A 21,639-nucleotide genomic window follows, 5' to 3' on the forward strand; every position below is an offset into this window, starting at 1 on the left:
GACCTGGGCTCACCTAATCCGGCCTGCCTAGACTCCGGTCATGGACGAACGCCGGCGTTACGATCGCGCCACCGCCGATCTGGAGCCCCCGTTCGCGATCCTGGACATGGACGCCCTGCGGGCGAACGCCGCCGCCATGGCCCGCCGGGCGGGCGGGAAGCCGATCCGCCTGGCGAGCAAGTCGATCCGCTGCCGGGCCGTCCTGCGGCACGTCCTGGACATGGACGGCTACGCGGGCGTCATGGCCTTCACGCTGCCCGAGGCCCTGTGGCTGGCCGCGGAGGGGTTCACCGACATCCTGGTGGCCTACCCGACCGCCGACCGGAAGGCGCTGGCCGAACTGGCGGGCGACGCGCGGGCCGCCGCCGAGATCACGGTGATGATCGACCGCGTGGAGCACCTGGACTTCATCGACGCGGCGGTGGACAGCGTCCGCACGCGCCACGAAATCCGGATATGTCTGGACATCGATGCGGGGTTCCACGCACTCGGCGGCCGATTCCGGGCGGGCGTCCTGCGCTCACCGGTCAGAGAGCCCGGCCAGGCCGCCGACCTGGCCGCCGCGACCGCCAAGCGCCCGGGGTTCCGGCTGGCCGGCCTCATGGCGTACGAGGCGCAGATCGCAGGCGTCGGTGACCGCGTGCCCGGCCCGTACGGACGGATGGTGCGGCTGATGCAGGCATGGTCCCAGCACGAGCTGACCGTCCGCAGGGGCCGCGTCGTCCGGGCCGTCCGGCAGATCGCCGACCTGGAGTTCGTCAACGGCGGCGGCACCGGCTCGCTGGAGAAGACGACCCGGGAGAAGGCCGTCACCGAGATCGCGGCGGGGTCGGGCCTGTACCACCCGCGGCTGTTCGACTTCTACCGCGGCTTCACCGGACGCCCGGCCGCGCTGTTCGCGCTTCCGGTGGTCCGCAGGCCCGCGCCGGGCGTCGTCACCGTCCTCGGCGGCGGCTACCACGCCTCCGGCTCCCCCGGCGCGTCCCGCCTGCCGCAGCCGTACCTGCCGGCCGGGCTGCGCTACGACGCCAGGGAGGGCGCGGGCGAGGTGCAGACGCCGCTGCTCGGGCGGGCGGCCCGCGACCTGCGGATCGGCGACCGCGTGTGGTTCCGCCACGCCAAGGCGGGCGAGCTGTGCGAGCGCTTCGACGCGCTGCACCTGGTCGAGGGCGACCGCGTCGTCGAGACGGTGCCGACGTACCGGGGCGAGGGCCGCACGTTCCTGTGACCCGAACGGCCCGGGCCCACGGCAGAGGTGATCTCAGGTGGTCGCCGCCGCGTAGCGGTTGGACGGGCGGGGCAGGCCCAGGCGGGCGCGCAGGCCCGTCTCCTCGTACGCGCCGCGGAACACTCCCCGTGCCTGAAGGACCGGGACCAGGCCCCGGGTGATCGCCGTAAGGTCGCGGGGAAGCACGCCGGGCCGCAGGCGATAGCCGTCCAGGCCCGCGTCCCGCCAGTCCAGCAGCAGGTCCGCGAGCCGGTCAGGGGCGCCGGTGAAGATCAGGGCGTCCGAGTCCAGCGCGGCCCCGTCCAGGTCGTCCAGGCGCGCCTTCCGGTCGGCCGCGTCCTCGCCGAGGAAGGTCACCAGGTCGGCGAAGATCTTCAGCGGGGCCCCGGTGCGCCCCACGCGGTCCTCCGCCGCCCGCACCCGCGCGACGATGTCCGCGGCGCCGTCCCGGTCGTGCGGGGTCACGTACACGACGTCGGACGCCCGGGCGGCGAACTCGTAGGGCAGCGTGTCGTGGGCGAGCGAGGTGACCAGGGGCTGCCCCTGCGGGGAGCGCGGGGTGATCGACGGGCCCTTGACGCTGAACCGCTCGCCCTGGAAGTCGATGTAGTGCAACTTGTCCCGGTCGATGAACCGGCCGGTCGCGACGTCGCGGATCTCGGCGTCGTCCTCCCAGCTGTCCCACAGCCGGCGGACGACCTCGACCGCGTCCGCGGCCTCGCCGAACAGGTCGCGGACCACGCTGGACGCGGCGATGTCGCCGAGCTCCACGGGCGGGATCACGCGGCGCCCGAAGTTCCCGGCCTCGTCCACGCGGACGGACACCCGGGGCCGCCAGCCCGCCCGGCCTTGGCTGATGTGGTCGAGCGAGCCGATGCCGATCGCGACGTGGAACGGCTCGGTGTGGGTGGTGACGGTGGTCGGCACCAGGCCGATGTGCGAGGTCAGCGGCGCGACGTTCGCCGCGGTGAGCACGGCGTCGAGCCTCCCGCGCACCTGGTCCGAGCGGTCGTCCGCCTCCAGGAACCGCGACGACTGGAGGCTGAGGCCGTCCTCGAAGGTCACGAAGTCCAGCAGGCCGCGCTCGGCCTCCTGGACCAGGCCGGCCCAGTAGCGGGCGGTGAACAGCCGGTCCGGGGTCGCGTCCTCGGCCCGCCAGGCCGCCGGGTGCCATCCGGCGCCCTCCAGGGCGACCGCCAGGTGCAGTGTCATGCCGTCTCCTTAGAGGTACGAGGGGCCAGGCCGAGGTGGTCGCGCAGGGCCGGCCCGGAGTAGTCGGCGCGGAAGACGCCCTTCTCCTGCAGCAGGGGGACCACCTTGTCCACCAGGTCGTCCAGGCCGGTGGGCGTGAGGTGCGGGACGAAGATGAACCCGTCGGCGGCGTCGGTCTGCACGAACGTGTCGATCTCGTCGGCGACGGCCTGGGGGGTGCCGATGAAGGTCTGCGGGGCGGCCAGCTCGATCACGAGCTCGCGGATGGACAGGTTCTTCTCCTCGGCCAGGGCCCGCCACTTCGCCACGACCGCGCCCCGGTCGCGGCGGAACTGCGCGCGTCCCTTGGACACGCCCTCGTCCAGGTCCGGATCGATGTCGGGGAGCGGGCCGTCGGGGTCGTAACCGGACAGGTCGCGGCCCCAGTAGCCCTCGATGAAGGAGATCGCGGTCTGCGGGCTCACCTGCGCCCGCCGGATCTCGGCGGCCCGCTCGTGCGCCTCGGCGTCGGTGTCGCCGAGCACGTACGTCACCGCCGGGAGGATCTTCAGGTCCTCGTGGCGCCGGCCGTACGCGGCGAGCCTGCGCTTGACGTCGGCGTAGAACGCCCGGCCCTCCTCCAGCTTGCTGTGCCTGCTGAAGATCACGTCGGCGGCGGAGGCGGCGAACTCGCGGCCCTCGTCGGAGTCCCCCGCCTGGATGATCACCGGGTGGCCCTGCGGAGGGCGCGGGGTGTTGAACCGGCCGGAGATGTCGAAATGCCGCCCTTGGTGCCTGAACGGGGTGATGCCGCCCTCGCGGACGAACGCGCCGGAGGCGGCGTCGGCGGCCACCGCGTCGGCCGCCCAGGTGTCCCACAGCTCGCGGGCGGTCTCCAGGAACTCGGCGGCCCGGGTGTACCGGTCGGCCTCGGCCAGGAAGCCGCCGCGGCGGAAGTTCTCCCCGGTGAAGGCGTCGAAGCTGGTCACGACGTTCCACGCGGCCCGCCCGCCGCTCAGGTGGTCCAGCGAGGCCAGCCGCCGCGCCACCTCGTACGGCTCGTTGAACGTGGAGTTGACCGTCGCGGCGAGCCCGAGGTGGGTGGTGACGGCGGCCAGGGCCGACAGGACGGTGAGCGACTCGGGGCGGCCCACGACGTCCAGGTCGTGGATCTTGCCCTTCATCTCGCGCAGCCGCAGCCCCTCGGCGAGGAAGAAGAAGTCGAACTTGCCGCGCTCGGCCGTCCTGGCGAGGTGCCGGAAGGAGTCGAAGTCGATCTGGCTGGCCGAGCGCGGGTCGGACCAGACGGTGGTGTTGTTGACGCCGGGGAAGTGCGCGGCGAGGTGGATCTGCTTGGTTCCAGGGTCGGTCACGAGGTCCTCCTGGTCGGGGGTCCGGTGGAGATGCGGTCCGGGGGGTCCGGGCACGGTCTGGACGGGTCCGGGCACGGCCTGGGCGGGTCTGGGCGCCCGCCGCCTGGGCTAGCCGACCCAGGCGTCGTTGAGCTGCTGAAGCCGGGAGTCGGCGCCGAGCGTGATGCCGTGGGCCTTGGACGACAGCGCCAAGATCGTGGTGAGCTCGAAGACGGGGATCGAGTGGGCCCGCTCGACGATCAGCTTTTGCGCCTGCTGGATGTGGCCGGCGCGCTTGGCGGGGTCCGCCGTCGCCTGCTGTCCGAGCAGCGCGTCCTCCAGCTCGGCGTCGTCGATGCGGTAGTAGTTGTTGCCCGCGGTGGAGTAGTTGGTGCGCAGGACGTCGCCGTCGGCGCGGCTGAGGTTGCCCCAGGCCAGGTCGAACGTGCCCTTGGCGTAGACCTGGAGCAGCTCGGGCACGGTGTAGGTCTGAAGCTCCAGCTTGACCCCGACCTTGGTGAGCTGCTGCTGGATCAGTTCCAGCGCCGACTGGTTGGGGCCGAAGTTCGAGAGCCAGGTGGTGACGAGGCTGAGCTTCTCGCCGCCCTTCTCGCGGACGCCGTCGGCGCCGGGCGTCCACCCGGCCTCGTCGAGCAGCTTCTTGGCGGCCTCGGGGTCGTAGGCGAGCGCGCCGCCCAGGTCCGTCCAGTCCGGGGTCGTCCTGGCCAGGATGCTGGTCGCGACGGCGAAGTCCGGGGTGAGGACGGTGTCGCGCACCTCCTGGGCGTTGATCGCCTTGGCCAGCGCCTGGCGGACCCGGACGTCCTTGAGCTTGGGCCTGGACTCGTTGGGCGTGAGGCTGAAGACGTTGCCGGGGTTCGGGCGCACCACCAGGGTGTAGCCGCCACTGCGCAGCACCTGGACGTTCTGCGGCGGGACGGTGCCGATGGCGGCGATCTGCCCCGACTGCAGCGCGCCGGTCCGCACCCCGGCCTCTGGGATGATCTTGAAGGCCACGGAGTCCAGATAGGCGTCGCCCTGGTGCTTGCGATCGGCCGGCGCCCAGGCGTACCCGGTGCGCTTCTTCAGCACGACCTCGGAGTTCTTGGTGTAGTGGTCGAGGGTGAACGGGCCCGTGCCCACCAGGTTGGCCGTGTCCCGCTCCTCGACCGGCTTGGCCAGGGTGGACGGCCCGAGCAGGCCGAGCGCGGCGGTGGAGCTGGCCTGCAGGAACGCGGCGTTCGGCGTGGTGAACTCGACCTTCGCCGTCAGCTTGTCCACGACCTCGGTGGCCTTGTAGCCGGTGAAATAGATGATCGACGAGGGGGCCTTGGCGCCCGCCTTGACGATGTCGTCGAAGTTGTCCTTCACGGACTGCGCAGTGAGCGGGGTGCCGTCCGAGAAGGTGACACCGTCGCGCAGCGTGAACGTGAACGTCTTGGCGTCCGCGCTCGCCTCCCACTTGGTGGCCAGCCAGGGGATCAGCTTGCCGGTGGCGGGATCCTGCTCGGTCAGGGAGTCGACGAGCTGCCGCGAGACGTACAGGGCGTCGTTGCCGGCGCCCGCGCCGCGCGGGTTGATGCTGATCGGGTCGGTGCTCAGGCCGAAGGTGAGGGTGCCTCCCGAGCGCGGGGCGCCGCCGCCCGCCGTGCTCGTCTCCGCCGTGCCGGCCTGCCCGCAGGCGGCCAGCGCCAGCGGAGCGGCGGCCAGCCATGCCACGGGCGCGAGCACGCGCCCGCGCCGCGCCGGACGATATGAATGCTTCATCGACATTGCTCCTGAAGTGGGTGTTTCGCCGTTGCTCATCGGCGGTGGCCGGGGATCGCGTCCAGCAGTTCCCGCGTGTAGTCCTGCCGGGGACGTGTGAAGACGTCGTCCGCGTCGCCCTGCTCGATCAGGCGTCCGCCGCGCATGACGCCGACCTGGTGCGCGACCTGCCGCACCACCGCGAGGTCGTGAGAGATGAAGAGGTAGCTGACGCCCAGGTCCGTCTGGAGGCCGACGAGCAGGTCGAGGATCTGCGCCTGGATCGACACGTCCAGCGCGGACACCGGCTCGTCACAGACGACCAGCTCGGGGTTGACCGCCAGGGCCCGCGCGATGGCCACCCGCTGGCGCTGCCCGCCGGACAGCTCGGCGGGACGGCGGCGCAGCACCGCGGCGGGCAGGGCGACGACGTCGAGCAGCTCGGCCGCGCGCCGCCGCCGCTGCCGGCGGGTGCCGAGGCCGAACGACACCAGCGGATCCTCAATGATCCGCTCGACGCTCAGCCGCGGGTTCAGCGACGCGTACGGGTTCTGGTAGACGACCTGGATCCGCCGCCGCAGCGCCCGCAGACGCCCGCCGCGCAGCCGGGTGATGTCCTCGCCGTCGAAGACGATGCGCCCCTCGGTGGGGTCGGCCAGGCGCAGCAGCAGGCGGGCCGTCGTCGACTTGCCCGAGCCGGACTCCCCCACGAGCCCGTACGTCCGGCCGCGGCGGATGGCGAGGCCGACGCCGTCCACGGCCCGCGTCCTCCCGCCGCCGAGCGGCAGCGGGTACTCCTTGACCAGGCCGTCGGCCGACATCAGCACGTCGTCCTGGCCGGAGGCGGGAACCGGGGACTCCGCCGGGACGCGCTCGGCGAACGGGTCGCCGGTCACGCCCGTCGTCCGGGCCCGTCCGGACCCGCTCCGCGCGGCGCGCACGGCCAGCAGCGTCGGGCGCGCGGTGGCGAGGCTCGGCGCCGCGGCGAGCAGGGCTCGCGTGTAGGGCTCGCGAGGATCGGTGAGGATCCGTTCGGGCACGCCCTCCTCCACGACCCGCCCCTCGCGCATCACCACGACGCGGTCGGCCCGGTCGGCGGCGATGCCGAGGTCGTGGGTGACGAGCAGCACGCCCATGCCCGTCTCGCGGGACAGGTGCTCGATGTGGTCGAGGATGTGCCGCTGCACGGTCACGTCGAGGGCGCTGGTCGGCTCGTCCGCGATCATCAGGCGCGGGCGCGCGGCGACGGCGATCGCGATCAGCACCCGCTGGCGCATGCCGCCGGAAAGCTCGTGCGGATACTGCCGGGCCCTGGCCTCCGGGTCGGGAAGGCCCGCGCGGCGCAGCGCCTCGACCGCCTCGACCGCGGCGTCGCGCCTGTTCGCCAGGTCGTGGACGATCAGTACCTCGGCGACCTGGCTGCCGATCGGCTTGACGGGGTTGAGGGACACGGTCGGGTCCTGGGGGACCAGCCCGATGTCGCGGCCGCGCACGGCGCGCATGCGGCGCTCCCCCAGCCGGAGAAGGTCGGTCCCGCCAAACAGGATCTCCCCGCCGCCGATCACGGCGTTGGACGCCTGAAGGCCGGCGACGGCGTGCGCGGTCGTCGACTTGCCGCACCCGGACTCGCCCACGAGCGCGACCGTCTCGCCCAGCCCGACGGTGAGGCTCACCGAGCGGACCGCGTGCACCGATCCCCCGGCGACTCCCCCGGCGACGCGGTAGCCGACCGACAGGTCGCGGATCCGCAGGAGCGGCTCGCTCCCGTTCGCGGCGCCGGCTCCGGTCATCGGCGGTGCCTCCATTCCCCGTCCAGCATCCGGGAGATCCGGTTCGCGGCCAGGACGGTCGCCGCGATGGTCAGGCCGGGCATCGTCGTCATCCACCAGGCGACGGCGAGGTAGTCGCGGCCGCTCGCGATCAGCGAGCCCCACTCCGGCGTCGGGGGCCGGGCGCCGTAGCCGAGAAAGCTCAGCGCCGAGACCGACAGGATGGACGTGCCGAACTCCAGCGCGGCCAGGACGAGCACCGGGCCGGAGGAGTTCGGCAGCACGTGCCGGACCAGCACCCGGGTCCAGCGCGCGCCCCCGGCGTGCGCTGCCTCGACGTAGAGGCTGTGCCGCACCCGGAGCACCTCCGAGCGCATGACGCGGGCGCAGCTCGCCACGCTCGCCACCCCCACGGCGACCGCCACGTTGACGGTGCCGAACCCGAGCGCGGTGACCAGCGCCAGCGACAGCAGCAGGCCGGGGATGGCCAGCAGTACGTCGACCACGCGCATGATCACGTCGTCGGCCCACCCGCGCAGGAAGCCGCTCAGCAGGCCGAGCACGGACCCGGCCACCAGGCCGACGAGCACCGCGATCAGGGTCGCCTGGAGCGACAGCCCGGCGCCGTGCACCACGCGCGCGTACAGGTCGCGGCCGAGCTCGTCGGTGCCGAGCGGGTGCGCCGCGGACGGGGCGGCCAGCTTGTCGGCCGGGGTCGCGGCCAGCGGGTCGGCGGAGGTGAGCAGTCCGGGCGCGAAGGCGGCGAGCAGCACGAGCGCGGCCCAGCAGGCCGCGGCCACGAGGCCGGGACGCCTGACGAGGAAGGCCAGGACCTCGCGCGCCCTGTCGCGGCCCGGCGCGGCGGCGGCCGTGGCCGGCCGGTCCCCGGCGCCCGCCTCGGCGCTCGGCGGGAAGACACTGGTCAGATCGGTCATGGACGCCCCCTCATGACGCCGTCGCGGACGGGCGGGCGATGCGCGGGTCCAGCAGGGGATAGACGAGGTCGACGGCGAGGTTGACCAGGACGAACACCAGCGCGGCGAACACCACCAGGCCCTGGACGACCGGGATGTCCTGCGTGGTCACGGCCAGCGCGGTCACGCGCCCGAGGCCGGTCCGGGAGAAGACGGTCTCGGTGACCACCGCGCCGGCCAGCAGGTTGCCGACGACCAGGCCGGCCACCGTCAGCGCGGGCAGGGCCGCGTTGCGGACCGCGTGGCGGAAGTGGATGCGCGGCCGGCCCGCCCCCTTGGCCCTGGCCGTCTCGATGTACGGCTCGCGCAGGGTGGCGCTCATGCTCTTGGCCAGGAGCTGCGCGATGGTCGCGGCCGAGGGCAGGGCGAGGGTGACGGCGGGGAGGACGACGCTGGCGAAGCCCTCGTTGCCGACCACCGGGAACAGCCCGAGCTTGAACGAGAACACCTGGAGCAGGAGCAGCCCGAACCAGAACGACGGGATCGCCACGCCGAGGGGCGGCAGGCTCAGCAGGGTCTGCCGCAGCCATCCCCACGACACGTAGGTGGCCAGCAGCGCCAGGCCTGCCCCGAACACGACGGCCAGCAGCAGGCCCAGCCCCGCGATCTGCGCGGTCGCGGGCAGCGCGTCGGCGATCATGGTCTGCACCGGCTGGTGGCTCTGCACGGACCTACCGAAATCACCGCGTACCACCTGCCCGAGCCGGACGAAGTACTGCACTGTCACCGGCCGGTCCAGCCCGTACTCGTGCCGCAGCGCGTCAAGCTGCTCGGGGGTGATGTCACGTCCCGCCTCAGTGCCGGCCAGGACGGACACCGGGTCGCCGGGCAGCATGTAGAGGATCACGAAGGAGACCGTGTACGCCGCCCAGAGCACGAAGAGCGCCTGCGCCACTCTGCGCGCGAAGAACTTCACTCGTCCCCCTCAGAGGATGCGACGCATGGGCGGAAATTCCCACTTATCCTACCGGGAGGATAGGAAAAGACCCACGGCGCGGTCAAGGGATCGAATGAAGGCATACGTCAGAGCCGCCGTCGCCCCGGCGGGGCGACGGCGGCTCTACGCCCGGAAAGGGCGGGAAAGGGCTAGGGCTGGGCCAGGGAGGGACCCGGTCAGGCGCGGCGGCGGCGCCACATCGCGATGGCGGCGCCGACGATCACCACGGCGCCCACGCCGATCAGCACGGGGGCGAGGCTTCGCGCCGGAGTGTCGTCCTGCCAGGCGTCCTCACCGTAGGCACCGGAGGTCCGCGCGGGGCCCAGTCCGACCACGTCGCGGGCCGTCGCGATCAACTGCTCGGCGTTGGACCTGACCTTGGCCACGCCGCGCTCGGCGACGCGCTTGGGGCTGACCCGCTCCACGATGGCGTCCACGGTGACAGCCAGCTCCGCCCGGGTGCGCTCGATCTGTCGTTCGAGCGCCTCGGGATCGGTGTCCGCCATGACGATCCCCTTCTCTACGTCCCGGACGAGCCGCGCGCGACGCCGGCTCGCCACCGTGCCGGGCGGACGGTCCGCCGCGGCGTTCGAACGCTCAGTCTGTCAGGTCCGGCGTTCCCCCGGCACTGGGGGCGTGCCGGTAGGTTGTTCCCGTGACACAGACGAGACTCGAGCCCGGCGACGCCGCACCAGACTTCATCCTGCCCGACGCCGAGGGCGCCGACATCGGCCTGAAGTCGTTCCGCGGCAAGCGGGTCATCCTCTACTTCTACCCCGCCGCGATGACGCCCGGGTGCACGAAGCAGGCGTGCGACTTCCGTGACAGCCTGGACGGGCTGACCGCGGCCGGTTTCGTCGTGCTCGGCGTGTCCAAGGACTCCCCGCAGAAGCTGGCGAAGTTCACCGAGCGCGACGCGCTGACGTTCCCGCTGCTGTCCGACCCCGACCTGGCCGTCCACCAGGCGTACGGCGCGTACGGTGAGAAGACGATGTACGGGAAGACGACGGTCGGGGTGCTGCGCTCGACGTTCGTCATCGACGCCGAGGGGAAGATCGAGAAGGCGCTCTACAATGTGAAGGCGACGGGCCATGTCGCGCGCCTGCGGAAAGAGCTCGGCGTCGGTTAATGAGTACGGCCGCCGCCCCGCGCTCAACTATTATGGCGCAAGCCCTAAAGTCCGGGGTCGTAGCCCAATGGCAGAGGCACAGGTTTTAGGTACCTGCCAGTGTGGGTTCGAATCCCACCGACCCCACTCGCCGGCCGGGCCCGAACGCAGGAGAGCCGCCTCCACCTGAGTGGAGGCGGCCCGGCCGTGTCAGCCCGCTGGGCATGGGGCGTCTGGCGTCGGTAGGGTGAAATGCTCAGGGTCCTCCGGGTCGCGTGACTCATCCCCCCTGCCACGCGACCCGTCGTCTTTGTTCCCCGGCATCGCAATCTCCCTTTACTCACCCGAAGGTGGCTCCCACAGACAACTATCCACTAAGCCCCGTAAGCACGATGTAAGCCTGTTTGTCCCGTACGACCAGGGTCGTAGGACCAGATCCATCTCCAGATGGAAAGCAGGTGAACAGCGCGAACATAGGGTTGGTGGCGTGTTCGGAAGACTGCGCGCGCTGGGAGCCCGCCACATCAGGCTGGCGGACGCCGTCCTCCTCGTCCCGTTGTACCTCCTGATCGTGGTGTCGGCCCTGCCCTACGAGGGCGGCCCGGGCTTGGACGGCAGCTGGCGGCTCGACGTCCCCGCCTATTTCGCCTTGTCCTGCCTGCTCGTCATCCCGCTGTTCTGGCGCCGCCACCACCCCGTGCACACCTTCGCCGCCATCGCCCTCGTCAGCTTCGGGCAATGGCTCCTGCACATCGATCCGGTTTCCGCAAACCTCACCGTGCTCGTGGCGATGTACGGCGTCGCGTCCAGGTGCGCCCTGCGCTGGGCGATCCCCGCCGGGCTCGTCGCCGAGCTCGGCGTCGGCCTCGTCGTGGTGCGCTCGAGCGTCCTCCAGCTTCCCGGCCTCATCACCGGTTCGATGCTCGTGGTCGCCACCTGGGTCGGCGGCATCTACGCCAGCACCCGCCGCCGCTACCTGGAGAGCCTGGAGGAACGGGCCGCGCGCGCCGAGCACGAGCGCGACCAGCAGGCCCGCATCGCCACCGCCGCCGAGCGGGCACGCATCGCCCGCGAACTGCACGACGTCGTGGCGCACAACGTCAGCGTGATGATCGTCCAGGCGGACGGCGCGAGCTACACCCTCGACACCGACCCCGAGAAGGCGCGCCACGCCGTCCAGACCATCTCCAGCACCGGACGCCAGGCCCTCGCCGAGATGCGCCGCCTCGTCGGCGTGCTCCGGCAGGACGACGCCCAGGTCGAGGAGTACGCGCCCCAGCCGGGCGTCGCCGAGCTGGACGAGCTGATGGCGCAGGTCAGGCGGTCGGGGTTACCCGTCGAGTTCACGGTCAGGGGCACCTGCCGCGACCTGCCCGAAGGAGAGCAGCTCGTGATCTACCGCATCGTCCAGGAAGCCCTCACCAACGCCCTCAAACACGGCGGACCGGGCGCCCGCGCCACCGTCGACATGGAGTACGGTGCCCGGGAGGTCCTCCTGCGGGTGACCGACGACGGGCGAGGCGCGGCGGCGCTCCCGAGCGCCGACGGGCACGGGCTGATCGGCATGCGCGAGCGCGTCGCGATGTACGACGGCAGCGTCCACGCCTCGCCGCGTCCCGGAGGCGGGTTCCAGGTCGCCGTGCGGCTGCCCGTGAGCAGGGCCGCGTGAGCCGGGCCGCGCGGGGGAGCATGGGCGGGGCAGCGTGAGACTTCCGGAGGGTGGGGCGGCGTGAACATCAAGGTGGTGCTGGTCGACGACCAGGCGCTGGTCCGCGCCGGGTTCCGCATGGTCCTGGACGCGCAGCCGGACATCGACGTCGTCGGAGAGGCCGCCGACGGGGCCGCGGCGGTGGAGCTGCTCGGCTCGGTCGCGGCCGACGTCGTCCTCATGGACGTGCGCATGCCCGGCGTGGACGGCGTCGAGGCCACGCGGCTCATCACGGCCCGGCCGGGCGCGCCGAAGGTGCTCATCCTGACGACGTTCGACCTGGACGAGTACGCCTTCGCCGCGCTCAAGGCCGGCGCCTCGGGGTTCCTGCTCAAGGACGTTCCCCCGTCCGACCTGATCAGCGCGATCCGCTCCGTGCACGCCGGCGACGCCGTGGTGGCGCCCAGCACGACCCGGCGGCTGCTGGAGCGCTTCACCGCCCACCTGCCCGGCCGCACGGGCCCCGAGCCCGAGGCCCTGGGCAAGCTCACCGCCCGCGAGCGGGAGGTCCTGATCATGGTCGGGCGCGGCATGTCCAACTCCGAGATCGCCGACCACCTCTCCCTGGCCGAGGCCACCGTCAAGACCCACCTCGGCCGCATCCTCACCAAACTCGGCGTCCGCGACCGCGCCCAAGCCGTCGTCTACACCTACGAGACGGGGCTGATCACACCTTTCGGATCCCATCAGCCGAAAGGTTGAGGCGGCCCTACCTCACTGGTCGCATCGGCCTCGGAGCCCCCCTCCAGGGGCGTATCCGAAGTCCGTTCCCAAGGGTCATGTAAGGCGGCCTTCGCGGCCATAGCGTTGATCTCGCGGGCAATCACCGCAGATCACCGGCTTAACCGCTTGAAGGAGCACGATGTGACCATCACCGGACAGGATGCCGTCCGCCGGGCCGCCCCCGCTGCCGTCGTCGCCAGGGGCGTGACGAAGGTCTACGGCCAGGGCGACGCCGCCGTGCACGCGCTGCGCGGCGTGGACGTCGGGTTCGCGACCGGCGCGTTCACCGCGATCATGGGTCCGTCGGGCTCCGGCAAGTCGACGCTGATGCACTGCCTGGCCGGGCTCGACACCGTGACCGCGGGCGAGGTGCGCGTCGGCGACGTCGACATCACGAAGCTGAACGACAAGCAGCTCACGTTGCTGCGCCGCGAGCGGGTGGGCTTCATCTTCCAGGCGTTCAACCTGCTGCCGACGCTGACCGCCGAGCAGAACATCCGCCTGCCGCTGGACATCGCGGGCCGCCAGGCCGACCAGGACCTGTTCGACGTGGTCATCCGCACCGTCGGGCTCGCCGACCGGCTGAAGCACAGGCCGAGCGAGCTGTCGGGCGGCCAGCAGCAGCGCGTCGCGGTGGCGCGGGCGCTGATCAGCAAGCCGGACGTCATCTTCGCCGACGAGCCGACCGGGAACCTGGACTCGCGCAGCGGCGCCGAGGTGCTGTCGTTCCTGCGGACGTCCGTGCGCGAGCTGGGCCAGACCATCGTCATGGTGACCCACGACCCCGTCGCCGCGTCCTACGCCGACCGCGTGGTGTTCCTCCGGGACGGCGTGCTGGTGACCGAGCTGACGCACCCCTCGCCGCAGAGCGTGCTGGACACGCTGCTGAAGCTGGAGGGCTGAGGTGCTGAAGACCACGCTGGCGGGGCTGCGGGCGCACAAGCTGCGGCTCCTGCTCACCTCCCTGGCCATCACCCTCGGCGTAGGGTTCATCGCGGGCACGTTCGTGCTGACCGACACCATCCAGGCGAGCTTCACCCAGAAGATGGCCGCGTCCGCCGACAAGGTGGACGTCGCGGTGCTCCTGTCCCCGGACGCGTCGGCCCCGCTCACCGCCGCGGACCTGGACAAGGTGCGCAAGGCGACCGGGGTGGCCGAGGCGCAGGGCATCGTCCAGGGGGAGGCGCCGCTGATTGGCAAGGACGGGAAGGCCGTCGGCGACTTCCCGACGGCGGGCGTCTCCATCGTCACCGGCAGGCTCGGCCGCACGGAGGTCACCTCCGGTGCCGCACCGGCCGCCGCGGACCAGGCCGTCCTCGACAAGGACACGGCCAAGACCCGGGGCTTCGCGATCGGGGACACCGTCCAGGTGCTGGACCACGCCGGGAAGCGGCACGCCTTCCGCGTGGTCGGCCTGTTCGACGCGGGCGTCGACCAGCGGATCGCCTACACCGGCGCCGTCGGGTTCACCACGGCGACCGCGCAGGCGATGACGGGCCAGAAGGGCTTCCGCGAGATCGACGTGGCCGCCACGCCCGGCGTCACGCCGCAGGCCCTGAAGAAGGCGGTCTCGTCGGCGCTCGGCGGCGCGGACCACAAGATCCAGACCGGGGACGAGCTCGCCGACGAGCTGGCCAAGGCCAACGGCGCCAACATTCAGTTCATCACCCTGGGCCTGCTGATGTTCGGGGTCGTCGCGATGCTCGTGGCGGCGCTGGTCATCTACAACACGTTCAACATCCTGGTCGCCCAGCGCACCCGCGAGATGGCGCTGCTGCGCTGCATCGGCGCCACGCGCAAGCAGGTCTTCGGCTCGGTCCTGCTGGAGTCCGCGGTGGTCGGGGTCATCGCCTCGCTGCTCGGCCTGGCGGTGGGGTACGGCCTCGGCTGGGGGGCGATCGCCGTGGCCGGCGCGATGGGGCAGGACCTGCCCGCGGCCGCCGTCTCGCTCGCGCCCCGCACGATCGCGGTCGCGCTCGCCATCGGCGTGGTCGTCACCGTCGGCGCGGCGCTGCTGCCCGCCCGTACGGCCACCAGGGTCGCCCCCATCGCGGCGCTGCGCACCCAGACCGGCGAGCAGACGTTCAGGGCCGGCGTCCTGCGGATGGTCTTCGCGGCGCTCTTCCTGCTCGCCGGCGTGGGCGCCACGGCCGCGGGGGTCATGGCCGCCCCGGGACAAGAGGCGCTGTTCATCGTCATGGCGGGCGGCGTGCTCACGTTCTGCGCGGTGCTGATCCTCGGCCCGGTCATCGTCCGGCCGCTGAGCGCGTTCGCGGGCTGGCTGCCCGCCAAGCTGTCCGGCGTGCCCGGCAGGCTCGCCGTGGACAACTCGCGGCGCAACCCCAAGCGGTCCGCCACCACGACGGTCGCGCTGACGATCGGCGTCACGCTCATGACGCTGATCTCGGTCATCACCGCCACCACCCGCGCGACGGTCACGGCCCAGCTCGACGCGCAGTTCCCCGTCGACTACACGGTCATGTCCCAGGGCTCGTTCCAGCGCTCCGACGGCCCGGCGGGCGTGCCGAGGGAACTCGCCGCCGGCCTGCGCGCCCGGCCCGAGCTGGCGTCCGTGGTGCAGATCCGCCAGGGCGAGGCGCGCGTGGGCCGCACCCCCTACCGGGTCGGCACGTACGACGGGCCGTACAAGGTGGTGACGCAGAAGGGGTCCATCGAGGGGTTCACCGGGAGGACCGCCATCGTCGGGACCGCCGTCGCCAAGGAGCTCGGCGCGCAGCCGGGCGGCACGCTCGCGCTCTCCATCCCGAAGTCGGGGACCGTGAAGGTCAAGGTCATCGCGATCTTCGACGACTCCGCGCAGCTGCCCGAAATCACCGTGCCCCCGGCCACCTTCGAGAAATGGTTCGGCCACGTCAACGACGACCAGGTGCTCGTCAACGCCAAGGACGGCGTCGCCGCCGGGGTGGCCAGGAAGGCCGTCGAGGACGCGACCCAGGCCTATCCGGCCGCGAAGGTCGTCAGCTCGACCGAGATCAGGGGCCAGTTCGACGACGTGCTGAACACGATGCTGATGGTCATCACCGGCCTGCTCGGCCTGGCGATCCTCATCTCGCTGCTCGGCATCGCCAACACGCTGAGCCTGTCGGTGTACGAGCGGACGCGGGAGTCGGCGCTGCTGCGTGCCCTCGGCCTGACCCGGCCGCAGCTGCGGCGCATGCTGTCGCTGGAGGCGCTGATCCTCGGGCTGATCGGGGCGATCGTCGGGGTCGTCCTCGGTGGAGCGTTCGGCTGGGCCGCCACGCAGACGCTGGTGAAGGACGTGCTCTTCCGGCTACCGGTCACGCAGGTGCTGCTCTTCATCGCACTCTCCGGAGTCGCCGGCGTCCTCGCGGCGCTGCTGCCCGGACGCAGGGCGGCCCGCGCGTCCATCGTCGGCTCCCTGGCGAGCGACTGACACACGACGCCCGCCGCGGACGGGATCGGGACGGATCTCGCCGATGACGCGCCACGAGCGGTGCCGTCATCACCTGGCCGGGACATCCCTCGCATGTGGGGCGATGTCCCGGCCACCGCGTCATCTGGGGCGGTGTCCCGGCCACTGCTCCGCCACGGCCTCCGGGGTCAGCAGCGGACGGATCGACAGCTCGCCGGTCACCTTGTCGATGACGACGCAGCCGCCTCCGGCGACGTCCGGCAGGACGCTCGGGTCCTCGGGCTCTGGGGCCTTCGGCCAGGCGACATATCCGCCCTCGAACGCGTGCAGCCCGACCTCGGTGGCCTGCCCCGCGGGAAGCGGCCCGTTGAAGTACTCCTCGGCCAGCGCCCGCGCCCGCTCCGCCGACAACTCACTCACCGGAGCCTCCCCACGCCGCCTCCCCGAATGGCTCCCGAATGGCTCACAGCCGCCTCCCCCGGCGGTCCGTGACGACGCAGAAGACGCCCGTGACCGGACCTCGGGGCGCGTCCACGGACGTGTGACCGCGTTGCGCGTCCACCCACACCACCGCGCCCGCCGAGTTGACCGCGTTCCACGCGTGCGCGCCTCCCGAGGGCCAGCGCGTGACCAGCACGGCCGACGCGCCGTGCCCGCCCGTGCGCAGCCGCTGGGCGATCGCCGTGTACGCGCGGCGGCCCTGCCCGACGTACTCGAAACGGTGCCCCAGCCACCGCTCGGCCCGCGCCACGCCGCCCGCCTCACCGGTCAGCGAGGGCCTGCCCAGCCGGTCGTACTCGGGCAGGCGCGGGGCCGCGACCATCGGCTCGCCGTGCCAGGTGGAGATCACCGCCAGCGCGCAGTCGAGGGCGTTGGTCGCCCGGAACGGGTCTTCGCCGGGCCCCTCCCCGTTGACCAGGCGGATCCAGGCGCCGCGCGGGTCGGGGAAACGGGCTCCCGGGGGGAGCACCTGGCACAGGTCCCGCTGGAGCTGCGGGTCCGGCCAGGCGAGCCCGCCCGGCGTCCCGTAGGGCCTGCACGTGTCCAGCCGAGGCGGCCTGCCCGGCATGTCGAACCAGTCCTCGACCGGCCCCGGCCACGGCGGGGGCGGCGCCTCGGCCGCGAGGACCTCCTCGCGGGCCGGGGTCGCGTGCCACGTCCCGGAGTCGTGGGCGGGCATCGCGTGCCACGTCCCGGAGTCGTGGGTGGCGACCGGCGCGGGACGCCACTCGCCGGTGTGTGCCTCGGCGGCCAGCTCGTAGTCGCGCCAGCGGACGCCGTCGGCCGTGACGACCGGGTTGTACCTCACCACCGTGGAACGTCCCCGGAACGTCCTCGGCGCGCCGTCATGCCTGGATCCGGACATGGTCTCCCCCAACCCCCGTACCCCCGGACAGACGTCGATCGTAGGGCCGCGTCTCGGCGGGGGACGGCCGATTCGGGAATTCACCTGGGGCCACCGGTCTCCCCTGTACCGAGTCCCCTTCGGCTGCGAAGCCATATCAAGCGGAGATCAACCCTGCCCCTGCCGCAGCCAGTACGCCCGGAAGGTGCGGCGCATGCGCGCGCCCCTCGGGTGAGCTCACTTCACCACGACGAGGATGGAGTGCCAGCCCGTCGCGCCGTCCGGGATGACCGGGGCGTAGTCGGGCGTCTGGGTGTAGCCGGTGGCGTCGGTGGCGCGAACCTCGATCGTGTGCTCGCCGGGAGTGGCGTCCCAGCCGTCCACGACCCACTGCCGCCAGGTGTCGATGCCCGGCACCTCGGCGAGGCGCGCCTGCCGCCACGGGCCCTTGTCGACGCGCACCTCGACCGCGTCGATGCCCTTGTGCTGCGCCCAGGCCACACCGGCGATCCGCGTCCGGCCCGCGCGGATGGTGGAGCCGCCCCGGGGCAGGTCGATGCGGGACTCCGTCTTGATCGGGCCCTTGGGCGCCCAGCCGCGCTCGGTCCAGTACGCCTCCTCCTGGTCGTAGCGGCCGACCTTGATCTCGGTGATCCACTTCGTCGCCGAGACGTAGCCGTACAGGCCGGGGACGACCTGGCGCACCGGGAAGCCGTGCGCGAGGGGAAGGGGCTCGCCGTTCATGGCGATGGCGAGCAGCGCGTCACGGCCGTCCATCACGACGTCCACGGGGGTGCCGGACGTCCAGCCGTCGGTGGACGTCGACAGCAGCATGTCGGCGCCGGACTGGACACCCGCCTCGCGCAGTATGTCGGCCAGGCTCGCGCCGAGCCAGCGGGCGTTGCCGACGTACGGGCCGCCGACGTCGTTGGAGACGCAGGTCAGCGTCACGTCGGCCTCCCTCAGCGGGCGCCTCAGGAGCTGGTCGTAGGTCAGCTCGACGGGCCGGTCCACCATGCCGTGGATCTTCAGCTTCCACGTCTTGGGGTCGACCTGCGGGAGGACCAGCGCGGTGTCGATGCGGTAGAAGTCCCGGTTCGGGGTGATGAAGGGGGAAAGGTCCTTCAGTCGCAGGTCGGCGCCCACCGGGATCGGCCCGAGCGGCTTCGCGGGCCTGGGCAGCGCGATCTTGGCCCGTTCGGCGCCGACTTCCAGGCGCCCGGCCAGTCCCCGTCCCGCCAGCCCGGCGACCCCCGCGACGGCGACGCCCGCGACGACGCCGGTGAGCAGGCCGCGCCGGTCGAACTCGTGCGGCCGGCCGCCCGCGCGCATGACGGCGGGGTACCGCGCCCGGTCGACGTCGCCGTGGCCCGCGACCCGATGTCCGCCGTCGCCCGTGGCGTCCTCGCCACCGTGAGCCCCGGCGTCCTCGCCACCGTGAGCGCCCTCACCACTGTCGCGCACGGCGGCGTCCTGGTCCAGGCCGGCGTAGTGGCCGGGCGGCCAGGCGCGGCGGACGATGAGGCGCAGCGCCCAGGCCCCGACGGCCGCGCCGAGGACCGACGGGACGGCGTCCAGCGACCCCGCGTCCGGCCGGGTGGACGCCGCGACCGCGCCGACCAGCCCGAAGACGAGCAGCCCGGCCGTCGCGAGCCCGGGCCGGCGGCGGGCGAGCAGGCCGAGCCCGGCCGCGACGAGCGCGAGCACCACCACGATGCCGCCGATGAGCACGACCTTGTCGTTCGTGCCGAACGTGCGGATCGCCCAGTCCTTCAGGGCCTGCGGGGTGCGGTCGACCGTCGCGTCGCCGACCGCGATGACCGGCGCCGCGCCCGGGTCGATCAGCCCGGCGGCGAGCTGGCCGACTCCGAGCGCCACGGCGCCCGCCACCAGCCCGGCGAGCGCCGCCGCCCACGCGTCCGCACGCGAACGCGCGTTGAAGTCCTTCACACAGCGAACGCTACGCCCAAAGCCCCCGCCGGTTCTTACGCCCTGGTTACGGGAACCTGGGCGTACCAGGCGGGTACCGCCGCCGGGTGACGGGGCTGTGCCCATGGCCTCGCTCTGCTCGGCTGGTTCAGCCGAGCAGGTCGCGCAGGGCGGGGACGAGCGCGCGGAAGGCCCGCCCGCGGTGGCTGATCGCGTCCTTCTCGGCCGGGGACATCTCGGCGGTCGTGCGCGTCTCGCCCTCCGGCACGAAGATCGGGTCGTACCCGAACCCATTGGTGCCGCGCGAGGCGCGGACGAGCGCGCCATGAAGAGCGCCCTCGACCACGCGCTCCTCACCGGACGGCAGGGCGGCGGCGGCCGCGCAGGCGAAGTGGGCGCCCCTGCGGCCGTCGGGAACGTCGGAGACCTGGGCGAGCAGGAGCCGCAGGTTCCCGGCGTCGTCGCCGTGCGACCCCGACCATCGGGCGGAGAAGACGCCCGGCATGCCGTTCAGCGCCTCGACGCACAGCCCGGAGTCGTCGGCGACGGCGGGCAGCCCGCTGGCCGAGGCGACGGCGTGCGCCTTGAGCAGAGCGTTCTCGGCGAACGTGAGGCCGGTCTCGGCGACCTCGCCGATCTCGGGGAACTCCTCCAGGCCGACGAGCTCGATCTTCTGATCGGCCTCGGCCAGGATGCGGCGAAGCTCGACGATCTTGCCCTGGTTGCGCGTGGCGAGCACGACTCGCGCCGCACCGCTCATGCGAGCGCCTCACGCTGGCGGACGGTCAGCTCGGCGCAGCCCCCGGCGGCGAGGTCGAGCAGCGAGTCGAGCGCGCCGCGGTCGAAGGGAACGCCCTCGGCGGTGCCCTGGACCTCGACGAACTCCCCCGACCCGGTCATGACGACGTTCATGTCCGTCTCGGCCGCGACGTCCTCGCTGTAGCAGAGGTCGAGCAGGGTGGAGGTGCCCACGACGCCCACCGAGACGGCGGCGACGGAGTTGACCAGCGGGTCGCCCGGGCACATCTTGCGCGCGCGCATCCACGCCACGGCGTCGGCGAGCGCGACGTAGGCCCCGGTGATGGCGGCGGTGCGCGTGCCGCCGTCGGCCTGCAGAACGTCGCAGTCGAGGACGATGCTGTTCTCGCCGAGGGCCTTGTAGTCGACGCAGGCGCGCAGGGACCGCCCGATCAGGCGGGAGATCTCGTGCGTGCGCCCGCCGATCTTGCCGCGCACCGACTCGCGGTCGCCGCGGGTGTTGGTGGCCCGGGGCAGCATGGCGTACTCGGCGGTGATCCAGCCGAGCCCGCTGCCCCTGCGCCATCGCGGCACGCTGTCCTGCACAGAGGCGGCGCACAGCACTTTGGTGCGCCCGAACTCCACGAGGACCGAGCCCTCGGCGTGAGCGAGCCAGCCACGGGTGATCGTGACGGGCCGAAGCTGATCGGGCCTGCGCCCGTCTTCACGTGCCATGGGCTCACCTTAGGTCATACACGGCCCCGCTCCGCGCGAGTTCGATGTCGCCGCCGAAGCCCGCGCGACGGGCCTCGGCGAGCACCTCCGCGGGGTCGTACCAGGGCACCAGATGGGTGAGCACCAGCGTGCCGACGCCGGCGCGCGCGGCGTGCTCGGCCGCCTGCCCGCCGGTCATGTGCAGGCCCTTCGGATTGCCCGGACGGTCCAGGAAGGACGCCTCGCAGAGCAGGATGTCGGCGTCCGCGGCGAGTTCGACCAGCTCGGGGCACTCGCCGGTGTCGCCGGAGTACGCCACCGAGCGCCCGCCGTGCGAGACGCGGAAGCCGTAGGTCTCGACGGGGTGGTTCATCAGGGCGGCGGTCACCTCGAACGGGCCCACGCGGAAGGTGCCCGGCGCGAGCGGCGCGAAGTCGAACGCGGTCTCCAGGCCAGGCTCCTCGTCCATGCCGTAGGCGGCGGCGAGGCGGCGAGGGGCGTCCCGGGGCGCGTGGACCGGGACGCGCGGCAGGGGCCGGACGGGGGCGTAGGTGCGCACGACGTGATAGGCGCACAGGTCCAGGCAGTGGTCGGCGTGCAGGTGGGACAGGCAGATGGCGTCGACGTCGTACAGGCCGATATGCCGCTGCAGGGGTCCGAGCGAGCCGTTGCCGAAGTCGAGCAGCATGCGGAAGCCCTCGGCCTCCAGCAGATAACAGGACGCGGGGCTGTCCGGGCCGGGAAAGCTCCCGGAGCATCCCACGATCGTCAGCTTCACGGCTT

At 72.6% G+C, this 21,639-nt stretch carries 19 protein-coding genes and 1 tRNA gene; 7 read left to right on the plus strand and 13 right to left on the minus strand.

Features of this window, described 5'->3' with window-relative positions; translation table 11 throughout:
• The first annotated feature begins 40 nt into the window (after positions 1–40).
• Positions 41–1,228, plus strand: coding sequence for an amino acid deaminase/aldolase (locus tag AB0H21_RS13310; RefSeq protein WP_358515659.1), 1,188 nt, complete (start codon positions 41–43; stop codon positions 1,226–1,228).
• Between the two features lie 33 nt (positions 1,229–1,261).
• On the opposite strand, the gene AB0H21_RS13315 is transcribed toward AB0H21_RS13310, so the two are convergent.
• The 7 genes from AB0H21_RS13315 to AB0H21_RS13345 form a co-directional block, all read right to left on the minus strand.
• Positions 1,262–2,440, minus strand: coding sequence for an LLM class flavin-dependent oxidoreductase (locus tag AB0H21_RS13315; protein WP_358515662.1), 1,179 nt, complete (start codon positions 2,438–2,440; stop codon positions 1,262–1,264).
• Positions 2,437–3,792 (minus strand): NtaA/DmoA family FMN-dependent monooxygenase, encoded by a 1,356-nt coding sequence (locus AB0H21_RS13320; protein ID WP_358515665.1) that lies wholly within the window; start codon positions 3,790–3,792, stop codon positions 2,437–2,439. The genes AB0H21_RS13315 and AB0H21_RS13320 overlap by 4 nt, the downstream gene beginning before the upstream one ends.
• Before the next feature lie 108 nt (positions 3,793–3,900).
• Positions 3,901–5,538, minus strand: a complete 1,638-nt coding sequence (locus tag AB0H21_RS13325; protein ID WP_358515668.1) for an ABC transporter substrate-binding protein — start codon at positions 5,536–5,538, stop codon at positions 3,901–3,903.
• A gap of 35 nt (positions 5,539–5,573) precedes the next feature.
• Positions 5,574–7,307: an ABC transporter ATP-binding protein gene (locus AB0H21_RS13330; RefSeq protein WP_358515671.1), complete on the minus strand. Its 1,734-nt coding sequence runs from the start codon at positions 7,305–7,307 to the stop codon at positions 5,574–5,576.
• Positions 7,304–8,221, minus strand: a complete 918-nt coding sequence (locus AB0H21_RS13335) for an ABC transporter permease (protein ID WP_358515674.1) — start codon at positions 8,219–8,221, stop codon at positions 7,304–7,306. The genes AB0H21_RS13330 and AB0H21_RS13335 overlap by 4 nt, the downstream gene beginning before the upstream one ends.
• A 10-nt stretch (positions 8,222–8,231) precedes the next feature.
• On the minus strand, positions 8,232–9,176 hold the full coding sequence (locus tag AB0H21_RS13340; protein ID WP_358515677.1) for an ABC transporter permease: 945 nt from the start codon (positions 9,174–9,176) through the stop codon (positions 8,232–8,234).
• Positions 9,177–9,373: 197 nt separating this feature from the next.
• On the minus strand, positions 9,374–9,703 hold the full coding sequence (locus tag AB0H21_RS13345; protein WP_358515680.1) for a DUF3618 domain-containing protein: 330 nt from the start codon (positions 9,701–9,703) through the stop codon (positions 9,374–9,376).
• Positions 9,704–9,852: 149 nt separating this feature from the next.
• Here AB0H21_RS13345 and bcp point away from each other — a divergent pair, with 149 nt between their 5' ends.
• The 6 genes from bcp to AB0H21_RS13375 all read left to right on the plus strand — a co-directional run bounded on the left by bcp (position 9,853) and on the right by AB0H21_RS13375 (position 16,151).
• The gene (gene bcp, locus AB0H21_RS13350; RefSeq protein ID WP_358515683.1) at positions 9,853–10,326 is read left to right on the plus strand and encodes a thioredoxin-dependent thiol peroxidase; all 474 of its coding nucleotides are present in this window, start codon (positions 9,853–9,855) and stop codon (positions 10,324–10,326) included.
• A 53-nt stretch (positions 10,327–10,379) separates the two neighbouring features.
• Positions 10,380–10,452, plus strand: a tRNA-Leu gene (locus AB0H21_RS13355).
• Between the two features lie 340 nt (positions 10,453–10,792).
• A complete protein-coding gene (locus tag AB0H21_RS13360; protein ID WP_358515686.1) occupies positions 10,793–11,974 on the plus strand; it encodes a sensor histidine kinase in 1,182 nt (393 codons plus the stop codon).
• Positions 11,975–12,034: 60 nt separating this feature from the next.
• Positions 12,035–12,715, plus strand: coding sequence for a response regulator transcription factor (locus AB0H21_RS13365; protein WP_358515689.1), 681 nt, complete (start codon positions 12,035–12,037; stop codon positions 12,713–12,715).
• A gap of 162 nt (positions 12,716–12,877) precedes the next feature.
• Entirely contained in the window at positions 12,878–13,639 is a 762-nt protein-coding gene (locus tag AB0H21_RS13370; RefSeq protein ID WP_358515692.1) for an ABC transporter ATP-binding protein, read from the plus strand.
• Position 13,640: 1 nt separating this feature from the next.
• Positions 13,641–16,151 (plus strand): FtsX-like permease family protein, encoded by a 2,511-nt coding sequence (locus AB0H21_RS13375; RefSeq protein ID WP_358515695.1) that lies wholly within the window; start codon positions 13,641–13,643, stop codon positions 16,149–16,151.
• Positions 16,152–16,271: 120 nt separating this feature from the next.
• On the opposite strand, the gene AB0H21_RS13380 is transcribed toward AB0H21_RS13375, so the two are convergent.
• From AB0H21_RS13380 to AB0H21_RS13405, 6 genes are all read right to left on the minus strand, one after another.
• On the minus strand, positions 16,272–16,550 hold the full coding sequence (locus tag AB0H21_RS13380) for a hypothetical protein (RefSeq protein WP_358515698.1): 279 nt from the start codon (positions 16,548–16,550) through the stop codon (positions 16,272–16,274).
• Positions 16,551–16,593: 43 nt separating this feature from the next.
• Positions 16,594–17,496, minus strand: a complete 903-nt coding sequence (locus AB0H21_RS13385) for a toxin glutamine deamidase domain-containing protein (protein WP_358515701.1) — start codon at positions 17,494–17,496, stop codon at positions 16,594–16,596.
• 216 nt (positions 17,497–17,712) lie between these two features.
• Positions 17,713–19,425 carry a molybdopterin-dependent oxidoreductase gene (locus AB0H21_RS13390; RefSeq protein WP_358515704.1) on the minus strand — a complete coding sequence of 571 codons (1,713 nt, stop codon included), beginning with the start codon at positions 19,423–19,425 and terminating at the stop codon, positions 17,713–17,715.
• A 127-nt stretch (positions 19,426–19,552) separates the two neighbouring features.
• Positions 19,553–20,164 carry an RdgB/HAM1 family non-canonical purine NTP pyrophosphatase gene (gene rdgB, locus AB0H21_RS13395; RefSeq protein WP_358515707.1) on the minus strand — a complete coding sequence of 204 codons (612 nt, stop codon included), beginning with the start codon at positions 20,162–20,164 and terminating at the stop codon, positions 19,553–19,555.
• Positions 20,161–20,877 carry a ribonuclease PH gene (gene rph, locus AB0H21_RS13400; RefSeq protein WP_358515711.1) on the minus strand — a complete coding sequence of 239 codons (717 nt, stop codon included), beginning with the start codon at positions 20,875–20,877 and terminating at the stop codon, positions 20,161–20,163. The genes rdgB and rph overlap by 4 nt, the downstream gene beginning before the upstream one ends.
• Positions 20,878–20,881: 4 nt before the next feature.
• The gene (locus AB0H21_RS13405) at positions 20,882–21,634 is read right to left on the minus strand and encodes an MBL fold metallo-hydrolase (RefSeq protein WP_358515714.1); all 753 of its coding nucleotides are present in this window, start codon (positions 21,632–21,634) and stop codon (positions 20,882–20,884) included.
• Positions 21,635–21,639 lie beyond the last annotated feature (5 nt).

Origin of the sequence: Sphaerisporangium sp. NPDC051011, from assembly GCF_040653595.1 — a bacterium.
Lineage (GTDB): Bacteria > Actinomycetota > Actinomycetes > Streptosporangiales > Streptosporangiaceae > Sphaerisporangium.